We start from the raw sequence: 17,440 nt of genomic DNA, 5'->3' as shown, positions 1-17,440 counted from the left end.
AGCGGCGCGGGGAGAGGCGTGATGGAACGTTCACCGTGGCACGCTGGCGAGCAGCAATTGCAAGCCCATGTCGGCGTTGCCGAGCGTATGGAAGCTTTTGGTCGCAAGGTGATTCGCGACTGGATGCCGGATCAGCACCGCGCGTTTTATGCGCAATTGCCGTTCATGCTGTACGGCGCGGTCGATGCCGAGGGGCGTCCATGGGCCAGCGTGCTCGAAGGGGCACCGGGGTTCGCCGGTTCGCCCGATCCGCAGCGCCTGCAATTGTCCAGTCTGCCTGCGGGCGATGATCCGGCGCAGTTACACGACGGCGCGGCCATCGGTTTACTGGGCATCGAGCTGCACACCCGGCGGCGCAACCGCCTCAACGGCCATGTGGGCGGTCTCGACGCCGGCGGTTTTACGGTGATGGTGGATCAGTCGTTCGGCAACTGTCCGCAGTACATTCAACTGCGCCAGTTCCAGCGCGTGCCGCTGACCGATCCGCAGACACGGCCAGCGCAGCATCGCGACAGTCTCGATGACGCGGCCAGGGCCATGATCGAAAGCGCTGACACCTTCTTTGTCGCCAGCTACGTCGACGTCGACGGGCAACGCGCGGTGGACGTTTCCCATCGTGGCGGGCAGGCCGGTTTCGTCCGGGTCGAGGGCAATCGCCTGACCATCCCCGACTTTGCCGGCAACCTGCACTTCAATACCCTCGGCAACCTGCTGCTTAACCCGCGTGCGGGTCTGCTGTTCATCGACTTTTCCACAGGCGATGTGCTGCAACTGAGCGGGCGTACCGACATCATCCTTGACGGGCCGCAGATCGAAGCGTTTCAAGGTGCCGAGCGCTTGTGGACGTTCGAGGTGGAAAAACTGGTGCGGCGTCCGGCGGCACTGGCCTTGCGCTGGCGCTTCGACGGCATGTCGCCGACCAGCCTGCTGACCGGCACCTGGGCCCAGACCGATGCACGTCTGCAGGCCAGGGCTCTGGGCGACAGCTGGCGGCCATTGCGGGTGACCCGCATCGAGCGGGAGAGCCAGCATATTCGCTCGATCTATCTGCAACCGGACGATGGCGCGGGCATGCCGGTGTTTCAGGCCGGACAGCATCTACCGCTGCGTTTCAATCTGGGCGGTGAAACACATATCCGCACGTACAGCCTGTCGAGTGCGCCCTCGGATGATTTCTTGCGCATCAGCGTGAAGCGCGAGGGCCTGGTTTCAACGCATTTGCATCAGCAGATCCGCGTCGGCGATGTGCTGGAGGCACGGGCGCCACAGGGGCATTTCACGGTTGCGCCGCTGGAACAACGGCCGCTGGTGCTGCTGGCGGCGGGTGTCGGGATCACGCCGTTGCTGTCGATGCTGCGCGAGGTGGTGTATCAAGGCCTGCGCACCCGGCGGATTCGGCCGACATGGTTGCTGCAAAGTTCGCGCAGCCTCGCCGATCAGCCGTTTCGCCAGGAACTCGATCGTCTGCTGGAAAACGCGGGTGATGCGGTACGGGTGATGCGCTTGCTCAGCCAGCCGGAGGCCGACCTGGTTGAGGGCGAAGACTTCGACCGGCACGGGCGCATCGATGGGGCACTGCTGCGCGATCTGCTGGATATAGAGGATTACGACCAGATCGATTTTGTCGTCTGTGGCCCCGGCGGTTTCACCCAAGGCCTGTACGACAGCCTGCGCGACCTGGACATTCGCGATGCGCGGATCCATGCCGAAACCTTCGGTCCCTCGACGCTCAAGCGCCAGCCGGACCCGGATGCGGTTGTCATCGAGCAGCCACCGGCCGCCATTACGTCAGTACCGGTGATGTTCGAACGTTCTGCCAAAGAGGCGCGCTGGCAGCCGGACGGCGGCAGTCTGCTGGAGCTGGCGGAAAGCCGTGGGCTGCGACCCGAGTTCAGTTGCCGGGGTGGTTCGTGCGGCACCTGCAAGACACGTCTGATCAGTGGCGCGGTGAATTATCCACAGGCTCCGGCCGATATGCCGGAAGAGGGGCAGGTGCTGATTTGCTGTGCGGTGCCGGCGCAGAGCGAACAACTGCTGGTGCTGGATTTGTAACCCGATCTTCCTTTCACCCAATACCCCTGTTGGAGCGAGCCTGCTCGCGAATGCAATCTGTCAGTCGCCATTGATATCTGAAAGGACGCTTTCGCGAGCAGGCTCGCTCCAACAGGGGCATTCACCGGTCAATCATCAGGCGTAGGACAGGTCTTTCTCTTCCAGCAGTTCCTGATACAACTCGGTCCACTTGCGGCCCATTTCATCGGCGGTGAACAACTGCCGGTAACGCACCTCGGCCTTCACCCCCATGGCCGCCGCACGCTCCGGGTTGTCCCACAGGGTGCGCATCGCCTCGCGAAACGCCAATGGATTGCTCGGTGGAACCACCAGCCCGGTTTCGTTGTGGATATTGATGTAACTGGTGCCGGTGCCGATTTCGCTGGAGATCATCGGCTTGCCGTACATCGCGCCTTCGAGCAGCGAGATGCCGAATGCTTCGGAACGCAGGTGCGAAGGGAACACAATGGCGTAGCTCAGTTGCAGCAGGGCGACCTTGTCTTCATCGCCCAGGCGCCCGAGGAAGTGGATATTGCGCAGGCCCAGCGCAGCGGCCTGGGCGTGCAGTTCCAGCTCCAGCGGGCCGGCGCCGACGATCACCACCGGGTAGTCCACGTCCTTCAAGGCGTCGAGCAGGATGTGCAGGCCCTTGTAGTAACGCATGACCCCGACGAACAGAAAAAACTTATCCCCAAGCTGCTGGCGCCAGCGGTTCATGCGTTCACTGTCGGCCTGTGGATAACCGGCCTTGTTCAAGCCGTATGGAATCACCCGGGTCTTGTCCTGGAACTGCTGCAACACGTCGCTGGTGTGCAGGTAGTTCGGCGAGGCCGCGACAATTCGGTCGGCGCTGGCGAGGAAGCGGTTCATCAGCGGCCGGTAGAGTTTGAGCAGATGCTTCTGGCGAATGATGTCCGAGTGGTAGGTGACCACGCTCGGTTTATTCATGCCGCTGGCGAAATGCACCAGGTCCATGAACGGCCAGGGGAAGTGGTAGTTGACCACATCGGCTTCGGCGGCCAGCTCGCGAAACTGTTTGAACACACTCCAGGAGAACCCGGTGGAGGCGAACTGAATGTCGAGTCTGGCGCGGTGCACTTCGTGCTGGCCCAGTTGCACCACGGGTGGCGTCGGGTCGGCGCTGAGGGTCAGGACCTGGCCGTCGATGCCGTGATGCGCGCCGCTCTCGCACAGTTGGAAGATCACCTGCTCGATACCGCCGACCGAGTCAGGCAGGTAGGTTTTAAAAAAATGAAGAACTCGCATTCAGCCTCCCATGGCCTGGCGGTAGGCACCGGCCGTGGCCTGTGCGCAACGTTCCCAGGAAAAAAGCCGCGTCCGGTGCAATCCGGCTTCTCGGCAGGCCTGCCAGTGCGCTTGATCGTCGATCAGGCGATTGAGCGCATCGCGCAAGCCGTGTGCATTGTCAGGTTCAATGTAGTTGCCCGCCGGGCCGGCGACTTCCGGCATGGCTGAAGAGCCGGTGAGGATCACCGGAGTGCCGCTGGCCATGGCTTCCAGTACTGGCAGGCCGAAGCCTTCGTACAGCGACGGAAACACCAGTGCGCGGGCGCCGGCCAGCAGCTGCGCCACCTGTTCATCGGGCAGATAGCCGAGCAGGCACACGTGCCCTGACGCCAAGGCCTGACGCAGTTCGTCACTGAACTGCGTCTGTTGCCAGCCGGCCATGCCGACGATCAGCAGTGGAAAGCGCTGGCGCACGGCCTCTGGCAGCAAGGCATGGGCCCGCAGGGCCAGGCTCAGGTTCTTGCGCGGCTCCAGGGTGCCGACACACAGGAAATACTCGCGCGGGGCCACGGCGTGCGCCTTGAGCACGGTCTCGATGGTGTGCGGTTCCCGTGGGTGAAAACGCTCGGCCACACCCAGTGGCGCCACCACAAAACGCTCGGCGGGCAGGCCGAAATAGGCCTGGGCCTCGTCGGCAATCGCTTGCGAGTCGGTCAGAATCCGCTGCGCCTGTTGCACGCCAGCGGCCAGGCGCCGTTCGATTTCCTTGAGGCGCGCCGCCGGTTGGGTGTCGGGGAAATGCAGATGTGTCAGGTCGTGCAGGGTGATCACGGTCGGGCCATTGAAGGCCAGCGGCCACAGGCTCGGTTCGTGATACAGGTCGAGGTCTTGCGTGCGGCCCTGATCGAAGCGTTTCTGTTCCAGCCAGCGCCGTGCCTGATAGGCGCCGGGGATCTGCCGCAGCAGCGGCGTCAGCCGTGAGTAACCGGGCATGGCTGCCTCCGGCAGGGCCGAGCTCCAGCCCCAGCCGTGAAACAGCGCCACCTCGACATCGGTGCTGCTGCGCAAGGCGCGCACCAGTTCGGCGACGTAATGGCCGATGCCGGTGCGTGGCGCCTGAAGAATCCGCGCGTTAAGAGCAATGCGCATGCTGACTCTCGGGCGCGGGCAGTGAGCGGTTCAGGTTGCGCTCGATGCGCTGGACCAATTGCGCGCTGGCTTCGCGCCAGCTCAGCCAGCGCCATTGATCCAGGTTCATGGTCGCCGGAAACACCCCGGACTGTTCCAGTCCGATCACCAGATCAGTGAGGCTCTGCGGGTTGTCCAGAGCGAAGTACGCCATGTAATCGCCGCCGATTTCGCGGAACACCGGGATGTCGCTGGCCATCGCCGGCAGCCCGCGTTGCATGGCTTCCACCAGCGGCAGGCCGAAGCCTTCGACATGCGACGGGAACACCAGCGCCGTGGCGTGGGAGTAGGCGTGCTCGAGGCTTTTGTCCGAGAGCGTGTTGAACATGAACAAGCGGCGGTTCAGTTGCGGGTGCTGGCGGATCCGCTCGATGAGTGCTTCGCACTTCCAGCCGATTTTCCCGGCGATGCACAACCGTGCCTTGGAGCCAGCAGCCCAGGCCCGTTCGAAGGCATCGAGCAGATAGGCGTGGTTCTTGCGCGGCTCGATGGTGCTGACCATCAGGAACACCGGCTCCGGGCTCTTGAACATGTGCAGAAGGTTGCGATCGATTTCCGAGGCGGCATCGCTCAGGTCCAACTCGGAACCGAGGTGGAAATAGTCGAACCAGCGCTGCTGGACCTGTTGCGTGCCGATCCGGCGCACCATCTCCTGGCGCACCTGATCGCGGATGGTGGTCGAGATCGCGACATAGCCGTCCGCCGTGCGTGCGATCCAGTCGAACCAGTCGTTGAACACCTTGACCAGGCCCGCGTCGCAAAACTGCGGATGGGTCAGCGGGATCAGATCGTAGATCACCGAAACGATGCCCACGCCATCGCGTTTGAGCTGTTCGGCCAAGGGGAAAAAGTTGGCGTGCCAGGACGAGTCGAGCAGCACCAGTTGATCGCCGGCCCGGTGTTGCAACGGCACGCAGCGCTCGGGCACGGGTTTGCCCTTGAGCAGGCGCCCGAGCACGCGCATCGGCAGGCTGAAACAGGCGAACGCCGTCAGCCGACAGAGCACGTACAGCACCCGCCGGGCGAAATGCGACTGGCTGAACGGGCGGCGGCGTTCGAGCGCGCGATGGCGCAACCAGAAGTTGTTGGCCCACTGTTCCAGCTTCACCCGCAGGCTGGTCAGATTGATTTTTGGGGTTTTGATCGGTGCCAGGCTTTTCACCTGATACAGGGCGCCGTCGAGCATCACCACGGGGATGCATTCGCGCTCGGCGTCGGCGTCGGGCAACTGTTGAATGACGTTGCGCACCACCCGTTGAATCCCCGAGTTGGCGGACGGGTGTTCGAAGACGTATGTGCACTCCACCAACAGTCGTGTCATCGCGAGATCTCCTTGTCAGGCAATTGCTCTGTGCGTTCACTGGAGCGGCTGATCTCGGTCCGGGCTTGCAGCCACGAGCAGCCGACGAAGTCTTCCTGGCGATTGTTGATGACATGGAAGACCAGGCCGTAATCGCGCCATTCGAAATTGCGATCCAGGTGCGAATCCAGCCGCGACAGGCTCAGCGCCACCGAATAGCTGCCCTTGCCCAGGCGCATGTCGAAGGCGAAGCGGAAGGTCACTTGTTCACCGGCACTCAGGTCGTTGATTGCCTGATCCTGACGATGGGTATTGATCCCGTAGATCGCCTGGCCGAGGCGATCCTTGATCAGAAAGCCCAGCACCAGGCGCTCGATGTCCTCGCGGACTTCGGCCTGCACTTCCAGCACCACCGGCTGGCCGACTTCCGCCACTTCCAGACTGCGACCCTGAGCGTCGAGCAAACGCACGCTGACTATCCCCGCCTCACCGGTACCGGAAATGGTTTGCACCTGGCCGTTGGCGAGCATTTCCTGGCGCACGATCTGGCCTTCGCGCTGGGCGAGCATGGCGTTGTAGTAGTCCATGACTTCTTCGGGTTTGCCGCGCATGGCCAGGCGGCCGTTTTCCAGCAGGATCGCGGTGTCGCAGATCGACTGAATCGCCGAACGGTCATGGGACACGATCAGCAGGGTGGTGCCGGCCTTGCGGAAGTTGCGGATGCGCTCGAAGCTTTTGTGCTGGAAGTAGGCATCGCCCACTGACAGCGCTTCATCGACGATCAGGATGTCCGGGCGCCGGGCGGTGGCAACACTGAAGGCCAGGCGCATCTGCATGCCGCTGGAATAGGTGCGCACCGGGTGGTCGATGGCTTCGCCGATTTCGGCAAAGCTCTCGATTTGCGGCATCAGCGCTTCGATCTCTTCGACCTGCATGCCCAGCAACTGACCGGCCATGAAGGCGTTCTGGCGGCCGGTGAAGTCCGGGTGAAAACCCATGCCCAGTTCCAGCAGGGCGGCAACGCGACCTTGCAGTTGTATCTGCCCGCAACTCGGTTGCGTGGTGCCGGTGATCATCTTCAGCAGCGTGCTTTTACCCGCGCCGTTGACCCCGACGATGCCGACGGCTTCGCCGGGCTGAATCTCGAAATCGATGTCCTGCAGGACCCAGTGCAAGTGGTGCCGGGTGCCCGAAAACGGCACCAGCCACTCGAACAACCGGCTCCAGCGATTGGGGTATTGCTTGTAGGCCTTGCCCAGGCCGCTGACGCGTATATGTCCCATCAGAGTTCATCCACCATTTCGCCGACGCGTTGCCGGAACAGACGCAGGGCCATGGCGCAGAACAGCAGGCCGATGATCAGCAGTGGCATCAGCGACGGCCAGTTCGGCCACTGGTTGTAGAGGAACACGTTCTGGTAGCTGGTCATCAGCGGCGTCATCGGGTTGAGGCTGATCAGGTGCTGGATACCCGGCGGCAGGATCGACAGCGGGTAAACGATCGGCGTCAGCCAGAACCAGAACTGCAGGCAGATGCCGAACATCTGCCCGACATCGCGGAAGAACACGTTGAGGATGCCGAGGATCATCCCCAGCCCGGCGGCGAAGATCACCTGCACGATCAGCAGCGGAATCAGTGCCAGCAAGGCCATGCCGGGCAGGCGTCCGCTGATCAGCAGAAAACCGAAGAACAGCGCCAGGATGATCGCGAAGTTGATCCCGGCGTTGAGCAGCGCAATCACCGGCAGGCAGATGCGCGGGAAGCTGATTTTCTTCAGCAGGTTGGCGTTTTCCAGAAACATGCTCTGGCTGCGCGAGGTGATTTCCGCAAACAGCCCCCAGGTCAGCAGGCCCGCGCACAGGTAAACGCTGTAGGCCAGGCCATCATCCACACCCGGCAGGCGTGCGCGCATGATCTGGGAAAAGATCACCGTGTACACGACGATCATCGACAACGGATTGAGCACGGTCCACAGCGCGCCGAACAGCGAATTGCGATAACGCGCCTGAAACTCCCGCTTGACGCTGCCGAGGATGAATCCGCGGTAGCTGCGCAGCGAGCGGTACAGGGAAAGGAGCATCAAACCGTCCTGCCGTATTGGTCTTCAAACCGCACGATATCGTCTTCGCCCAGGTATTCACCGCTTTGCACCTCAATGATCACCAGATCGATCACGCCGGGGTTTTCCAGGCGATGCCGGTGGCCGGCGGCAATGAACGTCGATTCGTTCTTGGCCACCAGATGGGTACCGGTACCGTTGTTGGTGACCTTGGCCATGCCTTCGACCACCACCCAGTGTTCGTTGCGGTGATGGTGCATTTGCAGCGACAGCTTGCCGCCGGGCTTGACCACGATGCGCTTGATCTTGAAGCGCGGGCCTTCCTCGAGCACGGTGTAGGTGCCCCATGGGCGGCTGACCGTACGGTGCAGGCGATAGGCTTCGTGGGATGTGTCCTTGAGCTGTCTGGCGACGCGCCGCACATCCTGGGCGCGGTCGGCGTGGGCCACCAGCACCGCGTCGGCGGTGTCGACGATGATCAGGTTATCCACACCCACTGTGGCCACCAGCCGGCCTTCGCTCTGCACGAAGTTGTTGTGGCTGTCGATGAAGATCGCTTCGCCGCTGGCGCGATTGTTGTCGGCATCGGCCGGGACCAGCGCCGCCACGGCGCCCCACGAACCGATGTCGCTCCAGTCGAAACCGGCGGGCACCACCACGACTTTTTCCGAGCGTTCCATCAACGCGTAATCGATCGAGATATCGGTGATTTCAGCGAACAGTGCCGGCGACAGTTCCTGTTGCAGGCAACCGACAGTTTCGATCGGGGCGCTGGCGGCCATGCAGGCGCGGGTTTGCTCCAGCAGTTCAGGCGCGTGCAATTGCAACTCGGCAATCACCGTGGCGGTGGTGAAGCAGAACATGCCTGAATTCCACAGGAAATTGCCGCTTTCCAGATAATGCGTAGCGGTTTGCAGATCGGGCTTCTCGACGAAACGCTGTACTTTCGCCGCGCCTCTGGCGTCCAGCGGGGCACCGGTTTCGATGTAGCCGAAGCCGGTTTCCGGGGCGCTCGGCACCACGCCGAAGGTCACCAGGTAACCGTCCTTCGCCAGATTGACGGCGTGTTCAACGGCGCTCTTGAGTGCGTCCTGATTGACGATCAAATGGTCGGCGGGCATCACCACCATGATTGCCTCGTCACCGTGCAACGCCTGCAGCGACAGCGCGGCAGCAGCGATCGCCGGGGCGGTGTTGCGCCCGGTCGGCTCCAGCAGGAAGTGCCCGCGATGGCGCGACACGTGGGCCGCGCAATAGTGATCCTTGCTCTGGAAGTAGTACTCGCGGTTGGTCACCGTGACGATGTCGCCCCAGCCGTCCAGCAATGCGGCGGCACGCTGATAGGTCTTGCCGAGCAGCGACTGGCCGTCGGGCAGGCTCATGAACGGCTTGGGATGGCCCTCGCGGGACACTGGCCACAAACGAGTGCCGGCACCGCCGGACAGAATCACGGGGATCAGCATGACCTACTCCTTGGCGACGCGTTTCATGTCCGCATCCATCATCATGCGGATCAGGGTGTCGAGGTCGGTTTTCGGTTTCCAGCCCAGTACGCGCTGCGCCTTCGCCGGATTGCCGAGCAGCACTTCGACTTCGGCCGGGCGGAAGAACGCCGGGTCGATCTTCACGTAGTCGCGGTAGTTCAGGCCGACGTGATCGAAGGCGATACGGCACATCTCGCGCACGGTAGTGGTGACACCGGTGGCGACCACGAAATCGTCAGGTTTGTCCTGTTGCAGCATCAGCCACATGGCTTCGACGTAATCACCGGCAAAGCCCCAGTCGCGTTTCGCGTCGATGTTGCCCAGGGCCAGTTCCTGCTGCTTGCCCTGTTTGATGCGGGCGGCGGCGTCGGTGACCTTGCGGGTGACGAACTCGATGCCGCGCAGCGGTGATTCGTGGTTGAAGAGGATGCCGCTGCTGGCGTGCAGGTCGAAGCTTTCGCGGTAGTTGACGGTGATCCAGTGGCCATAGAGTTTGGCCACGCCGTAGGGGCTGCGTGGATAGAACGGGGTGTTCTCGTCTTGCTGTTCAGCCTGGATCAGGCCGAACATTTCGCTGGTGGACGCCTGATAGAAACGGGTGTGCGGGCTGAACTGGCGGATCGCTTCGAGCAGGTGGGTCACGCCCAGGCCATCGACGATACCGGTGGTCACTGGTTGATTCCAGGACGCGGCGACAAAGCTTTGCGCGGCCAGGTTGTAGACCTCGTCCGGCGCTGACTTGATCACCGCGCGCTGCACCGAGCAGGCATCGGCCATGTCACCGTCCAGGTAGACGATGTCGCCTTCGACGCCCATCTCGCGCAGACGCCAGCGCGAATCGCTGCTGCGCCGGGCGACCAGACCGTGAACCTTGTAGCCCTTGTCGAGCAGCAGTCGGGCCAGATAAGCGCCGTCCTGGCCGGTGATCCCTGTGATCAGTGCACTTTTCATTCTTGTCGTACTCGCTGCTCCCAGTCGGACAGGATCGCCCGCAGGGATTGTTGTGTTGTGATTTCAGGCGTCCATCCCGTGGTCTGGGCCAGCCTTGCGTGACTGCCGCAAACGCGACGCTGATCCGCGCGGCGCATGCGCGCCGGATCCTGGACCAGTTGCAGGTCGACCTCGGCGAGGTCACCCATCTGCTCGATCAAACTACGGATGCTTTGCTCACGGCCCGAGCAGATGTTGTAGACCCGCCCCGGCGTGCCTTTCTCCAGCAATGCGAAGTACGCCGAGATCACATCGCCGACATCGAGGAAGTCCCGCGTGACGTCAATGTCGCCGACCTCCAGTTGCGGAGCCTGCAGGCCTTGTTTGATGCGGTTGATCTGGCGCGCAGCACTGGCAATGACAAAGTTGTCTTTCTGCCCGCTGCCGATGTGGTTGAACGGTCGCGCCACCAGCACCGGCCAGCTTTCGCTCAGGCCCCACTGCAGGCTGAGAAATTCAGCCGACAGTTTGCTCACCGCGTACGGATTGCGCGGGCAGGGCGCTTGCTGTTCGGTGATGGGCAGGGCGCTTTCGTCGACCTGACCATAGACGTCGCCGGAGCTGACATACAGGAAGGTCCCCTGAAATCCGCGTGCCTTGAGGGCCTGCAGCAGGTTGAGGGTACCCATCAGATTGATTTCGAGAGTGCGGGCCGGATCGCGGAACGCTTCGGGAACGAAGGTCTGGCCGGCCAGATGAATCACCGCGTCGGGCAATTGCGGCCACAGGTCGACGAGGCTTGGTGCTGCCGTAAGATCGTAGGGTGCGGTGGCAGGCAGCAGCTCCCACGTCGAGTCAGGCTGAGCCAGACGTGACTGGAGATGTTGTCCCACGAATCCACTGAGGCCCGTGATGAACAGACGCTTTTTCAAACAGCGACCCCTTGGTCTTTAACGTTCGCCACTTTCCCACAGGCTTTGAGGAGAAGTCTGTCAGGCCGGATGAAAAAGACCGGCAAGACGACAGGCGAAGTCTTTGTTGTAGTTGTTTGTTACCAATCTGTGCCAAATGCGCAGCAATTTCAACAGCGCAAACCGTGACCGGTCAGTTCTCGTCAGCGTAGCCCGATTTATTCTCGTCGGGCGGTTCCCGGATTCGCGACGGATGTGTTTAGAATGGCCCTCGTCGCCATCTCCCAAGGTTCGCCGGGGATGTTGCGCAACAGGGTGAAACCAGCCACTAAAACAAGAACGAAGACGAGCTCCATGACGAAGGACGAGCAGCGGTGATCCCGACTCGATCCAGCGCTTGGCCGTCATAGCGTGAAACTGCCGGGATGGTGGTTTCACCGTGGGATGCCATGAATTTCATTCTTTACTCGGACGTCAACGACCGCTCCATCAGCCAGAGTCTGGGACGTGCGGAATACAGCTATTACTTCGTGCTCAAGGCCTACCGTCCCGTACTGGAAAGCCTTGGGCAAGTGCACGTGGTGTCGTCGGCGGCCGAAGTCGACCCGTTGTACCGGCAGTTGCAGCAGGCCGGTCAGGACAGCCTCTTCCTTTCGTTTGCCCCTCCGCATAAAACCCCGACCGATCTGCAATGCCCCGTGGTCTGCGTGATCGCGTGGGAGTACGACTCGATCCCGGTTGACCCTCGTGATAAAGACTCCCGCCACGACTGGAGTCAGGTACTGGCCCGTCATGGTCGGGCGATCACCTTGTCCAGCCACACGGCACAAGCCATTCGCCGGACCATGGGTAAAGACTTTCCTGTGCTGGTTCTGCCGACGCCGTTGTGGGAAGGCTTCACCGGGGTGCGTGAGCAATACCCTGCTTCGCCAGTGAACCCGGGCGCGCTGTTGCAGATCAAGGGCTGCATCATCGACAGCCGCACCCTCGGCCTGTCTGCTGACGGACTGATTGCCCCCACGCCCAATGAGCCAGTTTCGGAGCCCGACGAGCCGCTCGACGTCGCTGTGCCGTCCGAGCCTGCGCCGCCACCGGAACTGACCCTGCGCCGGCGTGCGTTCATCACCAAGCACTATTTGCGCGAAGGCTGGCGGGCAACCGCGACCCCCAACGAACACCGACCGCTGTTTCTGCTCAAACACAATCTGTTGCTGTGGTATCGCGAAGCGGTTCGCGATTTGCTGCCGATCGCCCTGCGCCGGCAGTTGTTCCGTTTGCGTGCACCTGCCGCCGCGCCCTTGCTGCCGGCCGACAGTGAGGCGCCAGCGGTGGCCGAGCATCCACAGGCCAGCCTGCCGGACACCAGTGCCACGGTGCAGGTCGAGGTCAGCGGCGTGGTGTATGTGAGCGTGTTCAACCCCGAAGACGGGCGCAAGAACTGGCATCACTTGATCACGGCCTTCTGCTGGGCCATGCGCGACGTCAAAGATGCCACGCTGGTGCTGAAGATGACGCAGAACGATCTGGCGACCTATTACGTGCACCTGATCACCCTGTTGTCGCAGCTTTCACCGTTCGCCTGCCGGGTGGTGGTCATGCACGGCTACTTGCAGGACGACGAGTTCGCCAGGCTTTACGGTGCTGCCAGTTTCTATGTCAACGCGTCCCGCTGCGAGGGCTTGTGCCTGCCGCTGATGGAGTTCATGTCCTGCGGCCGTCCGGTGATTGCGCCAGACCATACGGCGATGCACGACTACATCGATGAGCGTGTCGGCTTCATCGTCAAGTCCAGTCGTGAGCCGACGATCTGGCCGGATGACGTGCAGATCCTCTATCGCACCCTGCGCCATCGCCCGGATTGGGGCTCGTTGAAAACCGCCTACGAAAACAGTTACGCCATGGCCAAAAACGATCCGGCGGCCTACCAGGCCATGGCCCTGGCCGCCAATGAGCGCATGCGCGAGTACTGCAGTTTTGCCCCGGTACAGCTGCGCATGGCGCAATTTTTTCAGCTGACGCCGAGTGCAACCCCACAGCTGGTCGCCGAGGTCGGAACCGCATCATGCTGATCATCATTCATTCGGAAACCAACAAGAGCAACATCCAGCAGAACCTCGGACGCCCCGAGTACAGCTACTACTTTGTGCTCAAGGAATTCCGCCCGGTGCTCGAGCGCCTGGGGCAAGTGATTGAAGTGAGCAACCCCGACGAACTGGTCGATCGCCTGTACTTCGATTGCCTGAGTCGCGGCGAGGCGTGTGTGTTCCTGTCGTTCTCGCCGCCGCACCGCACGCCGATTCATTACGCCTGCCCGACCATCCCGGTGTTTGCCTGGGAGTTCAGCACCATTCCCACCGAGAGCTGGCACGGTGAGCCCCGTCATGACTGGCGCGTGGTGTTGAATGCCTGCGGCATGGCGATTACCCATTCGAGCTTCACGGTAAACGCCGTCTGCGACGTGATGGGCGCGGACTACCCGATCTGCGCGATTGCTGCACCGGTGTGGGATCGCTTCGCCGCACGCGGCGCGCAGTTGCGCAAGCAGCCAGTGGTCGAAGCGGTGCAGTTGAAGCTGCGCGGCCTGTTACTCGACAGCCGCACCGTAGACCTGCGCGCGTACGGTCCACCGGGGTTGTGCGAAGGCACGCCGCTGTCGTTTGCCGGGCCGCCGCAGGACTGCCGGTTGCAGCTGGACGGCGTGGTTTACACTTCGGTGTTCAACCCTTACGACGGGCGCAAGAACTGGCAGGACATGATCAGCGCATTCTGCACCACGTTCCGTGACGTCGCCGATGCCACCCTGGTGCTGAAACTCACGCACCATGACATCGCCAATGCCCTGAGCGACATGCTGCATCACCTGTACAAGAACCAGTCCTACCAGTGCCGGATCGTGCTGATCCATGGGTATCTGGCAGACGCCGATTACGAAGCGCTGGTGCAGGCCACCAGTTACGTGGTCAACAGTTCCTATGGCGAAGGGCAGTGTCTGCCGCTGATGGAATTCATGTCCTGTGGCAAACCGGCGATTGCGCCGTTGAACACGGCGATGGCCGACTACGTCGACAGCGATAACGCGTTCATCGTCGATTCCACCGATGAGCTCACGGCCTGGCCCCACGACCCGCGCGCGGCCTACCGCACCTTGCGCTACATGACCGATTGGGACTCGTTGTGCGCGGCGTATCGCGACAGTTACGAGGTGGCGAAAAACGATGTCGAACGCTATGCGCGGATGTCCGAGCATGCCGTGCACAACCTGCAGCGCTTCTGCAGTCAGGCGAGTGCAGAGGAACGCCTGCGGACGTTTTTTGCCCAGCGCGCAGAGGCCATCAAGCCGTTGTCCGTGGAAGCCTTGGGCGCATGATCCGGCGCCTGCTCGCACGCTTGCGCCCGGCACCGTTGCCTGTTGCACCTGCACCTGCACCGCCAAGCCAGGTTTCGCCACGGGACGTGGGTTTGCATGACGCGATTCTCGATGGCTGGTTCCTGCACGACAGTGGTGAGTTGCTCAAGGGCTTCGCCATCACGGCTGATGACACCTTGCTCGACGTCGGGTGCGGTGAAGGCGTGGCGACGCTGTTCGCCGTGCGGCAGGGTGCCTCGGTGATATTCACCGACAGCCAGCATGACAAGGTTCGCGAGCTGGACCGTCAGGTTCGAGCACAAAGCAGCCAACCGAGTCTGGGGCTGGTCAGCAACAGCCTGCCATTGCCGCTGGCCGCTGGTTGCGCCAGCAAAGTGGTGTGCATGGAAGTGCTGGAACACATCGATCAGCCGGAACCGTTCATGGCCGAACTGGTGCGCATGGGCCGCCCCGGCGCGCAGTATCTGCTGAGTGTCCCGGCACCGGTGGGCGAGCACCTGCAGCAGGGCATCGCCCCGGCCAGTTATTACCAGACGCCCAACCATGTGCAGATTTTCACCGAGCAGCGCTTTGCCGAGCTGGTGGAGAACGCCGGGCTGGTGATCGAGCATCGGCAGGCCACCGGGTTCTTCTGGGTGATGGGCATGATCTTCTTCTGGGCCAGTGAACGCGCCGCCGGCCGTGACCTCGGTGGTGCGGTGCGCGACCGGATTCAGGCCCCATACCCGCCACTGATGGAGAGCTGGGCGCGGACCTGGCAAGACCTGCTGGCGCAGCCCGACGGTCTGGCGATCAAGCAGATGCTCGACCGCTTCATGCCCAAGAGCCAGGTGATCATCGCCCGCAAGCCGCTGGCTGACGAAACATGCGCCGGGAGCCGGCCATGAGTGCCAAGCGGATCATGGACATCGAGGTGCTGCGTGCCATTGCCGTCCTCGGCGTGTTGTTCCATCACCTGCAGGGCAGCCTGTTCACCGACACGGTGCCGCTGCTGGAAAAAATCCACGCCTGGGCGCAACCGTGGTGGGGCGTCGATCTGTTTTTCGCGATCTCCGGTTTTGTCATCGCCCGCAGCCTGATCCCCGCATTGCATGGCTGCACCACGCGTCAGGAGTACTGGCAACAGACGCGCAATTTCTGGCTGCGTCGGGTGTTTCGCCTGTTACCCTCGGCCTGGTTATGGCTGGCGCTGATCCTGCTGGCGTGCGTGTTTCTCAACCGCTCCGGCGCCTTTGGCAGCTTGCACGCGAACCTGCAGGCGACGCTGGCGGGGGTGTTGCAATACGCCAATTTCCGCTTTGCCGACAGCTTCTTTCATTACGAGTACGGCAGCAGTTTCGTCTACTGGAGCCTGGCCCTGGAGGAGCAGTTTTACCTGCTGTTTCCGCTGCTGATTGTGTTGTGCCGCAAGCATTTGGTCTGGGCATTGCTGGCGCTGGTCGCGGTGCAACTGTTGACCCTGCGCACGCCGTTGCTGATGGTGGTGCGCACCGACGCTCTGGCGCTCGGCGTGCTGCTGGCGATGTGGAGTGCGCAACCTGCTTACTGGCGCTGGCAGCCGACGTTTCTGCGGCGTCCGTGGGCCGGCGTATCCGTGCTGATCGGTGTGGCACTGCTGATGAGCTTTGTGGCCACCGACCGTTTCACCTTCGCGCCTTACCGCATCGGTTCGATTGCCGTGCTCGGCGCGCTGCTGGTGTGGATTGCCTCGTACAACCGCGATTACTTGCTGCCGACGGGCCATTTGCAACGGCTGATGGCCTGGATCGGCAGTCGCTCCTACGGCATTTACCTGATTCACATCCCGGCCTATCTGCTGGTGCGTGAGCTGATTTTCCGTTTGCAGGCTGCCGGTTTGCCGAGTCCGGCGGGGCACCCGATTCTGACTTTGCTGATCGCTTTCGGCCTGATCGTGCTGCTCAGTGAGTTGAATTACCGTTTCATCGAAATGCCGATGCGCAATCGTGGTGCTGCCCTGGTGCGGCGCCTTGATACGTCCCGAACCGCCGTTTCAACCCCCGGAGCCACCTCATGCTGAGCCTATTGAAAAAACTCACGGCGGCGACGCCTGCACCGGCCCCCGCGCAACCCCTCGCGCCGGTGGCGGACAAGGTCGATCCGTACATGCTCGGCCTCTACGACGCCAAGCTCAGCGGCTGGTTCAACCAGGAGACCAACGAGCTGTTCAAGGGCTTCCCGGTGACCGCCGATGACACCTTGCTCGATGTTGGCTGTGGCGACGGTGGCAACGTGCACTTCTGCGGCATGCGCGGGGCGAAGATCATCATCGCCGACATCGACGGCGCCAAGGTCGAGGCCACCCGCCAGCGCCTGAGCGATACCCCGGCGCGCAGCGTCGAATGCCACGTTACCGACTGCAACCCGTTGCCGATTGCCGATGGCACCGCCACACGGGTGGTGTCCACCGAAGTCATCGAGCACGTCGACGACCCGGCGCAGTTCCTTGCCGAACTGGTGCGGGTCGGCCAGTCCGGTGCGCTGTACCTGCTGAGCGTGCCGCACCCCAGTTCCGAAGATTTGCAGAAGGACATTGCGGCGCCGGAGTATTTCCAGAAGCCCAACCACATTCGCATCATCAGCGAAGAACAGTTCAAGGCGATGGTCAGCGATGCGGGCCTTGAGATCATCAGCCACAGCCAGTACGGCTTTTACTGGTCGATGTGGATGTTGCTGTTCTGGGAAGCCAAGGTCGATTTCAGTAACCCGGATCACCCGTTGCTCAATCACTGGGCCGACACCTGGCAGGCTGTGCTCGATTCCCCTCGTGGCGCGCAGATCAAGCAGGCGCTGGATGCGGTGGTGGCGAAAAGTCAGGTGATCATTGCCCGCAAGCCATAAGTCGCTTTCCCTACAGGAGTGAGCCTGCTCGCGATAGCGCAG

General features: G+C 62.3%; 14 protein-coding genes. 6 read left to right on the top strand and 8 right to left on the bottom strand.

The genetic code is table 11. From position 1 onward, the window contains the following. The first annotated feature begins 21 nt into the window (after positions 1–21). Positions 22–2,052, top strand: a complete 2,031-nt coding sequence (locus tag QMK55_RS13345; RefSeq protein WP_320329345.1) for a pyridoxamine 5'-phosphate oxidase family protein — start codon at positions 22–24, stop codon at positions 2,050–2,052. 135 nt (positions 2,053–2,187) lie between these two features. Here QMK55_RS13345 and QMK55_RS13340 read toward each other — a convergent pair whose 3' ends face one another. The 8 genes from QMK55_RS13340 to QMK55_RS13305 are packed head-to-tail and all read right to left on the bottom strand — an operon-like array spanning position 2,188 to position 11,193. Continuing rightward, positions 2,188–3,318: a glycosyltransferase family 4 protein gene (locus QMK55_RS13340; RefSeq protein WP_102356617.1), complete on the bottom strand. Its 1,131-nt coding sequence runs from the start codon at positions 3,316–3,318 to the stop codon at positions 2,188–2,190. Beyond that, positions 3,319–4,449: a glycosyltransferase family 1 protein gene (locus QMK55_RS13335; protein WP_320329344.1), complete on the bottom strand. Its 1,131-nt coding sequence runs from the start codon at positions 4,447–4,449 to the stop codon at positions 3,319–3,321. It abuts the gene before it with no gap. Continuing rightward, a complete protein-coding gene (locus QMK55_RS13330; protein WP_320329343.1) occupies positions 4,433–5,809 on the bottom strand; it encodes a glycosyltransferase family 1 protein in 1,377 nt (458 codons plus the stop codon). The genes QMK55_RS13335 and QMK55_RS13330 overlap by 17 nt, the downstream gene beginning before the upstream one ends. Next, complete coding sequence (locus QMK55_RS13325) at positions 5,806–7,071, bottom strand: ABC transporter ATP-binding protein (RefSeq protein WP_320329342.1); 1,266 nt, start codon at positions 7,069–7,071, stop codon at positions 5,806–5,808. Before QMK55_RS13325 ends, QMK55_RS13330 begins: the two co-directional genes overlap by 4 nt. Beyond that, a complete protein-coding gene (locus tag QMK55_RS13320) occupies positions 7,071–7,868 on the bottom strand; it encodes an ABC transporter permease (RefSeq protein ID WP_102356621.1) in 798 nt (265 codons plus the stop codon). Before QMK55_RS13320 ends, QMK55_RS13325 begins: the two co-directional genes overlap by 1 nt. Next, positions 7,868–9,310: a mannose-1-phosphate guanylyltransferase/mannose-6-phosphate isomerase gene (locus tag QMK55_RS13315; RefSeq protein ID WP_102356622.1), complete on the bottom strand. Its 1,443-nt coding sequence runs from the start codon at positions 9,308–9,310 to the stop codon at positions 7,868–7,870. Before QMK55_RS13315 ends, QMK55_RS13320 begins: the two co-directional genes overlap by 1 nt. A 3-nt stretch (positions 9,311–9,313) precedes the next feature. Then, positions 9,314–10,282 (bottom strand): GDP-mannose 4,6-dehydratase, encoded by a 969-nt coding sequence (gene gmd / locus QMK55_RS13310; RefSeq protein WP_007960806.1) that lies wholly within the window; start codon positions 10,280–10,282, stop codon positions 9,314–9,316. Next, positions 10,279–11,193: a GDP-mannose 4,6-dehydratase gene (locus tag QMK55_RS13305; protein WP_320329341.1), complete on the bottom strand. Its 915-nt coding sequence runs from the start codon at positions 11,191–11,193 to the stop codon at positions 10,279–10,281. Before QMK55_RS13305 ends, gmd begins: the two co-directional genes overlap by 4 nt. A gap of 428 nt (positions 11,194–11,621) precedes the next feature. Between QMK55_RS13305 and QMK55_RS13300 the strand changes: the two genes are divergently transcribed. From QMK55_RS13300 to QMK55_RS13280, 5 genes are read left to right on the top strand one after another with little or no spacing between them, the layout of a single operon-like run. Beyond that, the gene (locus tag QMK55_RS13300) at positions 11,622–13,241 is read left to right on the top strand and encodes a glycosyltransferase (RefSeq protein ID WP_320329340.1); all 1,620 of its coding nucleotides are present in this window, start codon (positions 11,622–11,624) and stop codon (positions 13,239–13,241) included. Then, the gene (locus QMK55_RS13295) at positions 13,235–14,539 is read left to right on the top strand and encodes a glycosyltransferase (RefSeq protein WP_320329339.1); all 1,305 of its coding nucleotides are present in this window, start codon (positions 13,235–13,237) and stop codon (positions 14,537–14,539) included. The genes QMK55_RS13300 and QMK55_RS13295 overlap by 7 nt, the downstream gene beginning before the upstream one ends. Continuing rightward, a complete protein-coding gene (locus QMK55_RS13290) occupies positions 14,536–15,426 on the top strand; it encodes a class I SAM-dependent methyltransferase (RefSeq protein ID WP_320329338.1) in 891 nt (296 codons plus the stop codon). The genes QMK55_RS13295 and QMK55_RS13290 overlap by 4 nt, the downstream gene beginning before the upstream one ends. Then, positions 15,423–16,577, top strand: a complete 1,155-nt coding sequence (locus QMK55_RS13285) for an acyltransferase (protein ID WP_320329337.1) — start codon at positions 15,423–15,425, stop codon at positions 16,575–16,577. The genes QMK55_RS13290 and QMK55_RS13285 overlap by 4 nt, the downstream gene beginning before the upstream one ends. After that, positions 16,571–17,398: a class I SAM-dependent methyltransferase gene (locus QMK55_RS13280; RefSeq protein WP_320329336.1), complete on the top strand. Its 828-nt coding sequence runs from the start codon at positions 16,571–16,573 to the stop codon at positions 17,396–17,398. Before QMK55_RS13285 ends, QMK55_RS13280 begins: the two co-directional genes overlap by 7 nt. Positions 17,399–17,440: the final 42 nt, after the last annotated feature.

The organism is Pseudomonas sp. P8_229 (assembly GCF_034008635.1).
Taxonomy (GTDB): domain Bacteria; phylum Pseudomonadota; class Gammaproteobacteria; order Pseudomonadales; family Pseudomonadaceae; genus Aquipseudomonas.
This window is presented reverse-complemented; position numbering and strand designations above follow the sequence as displayed.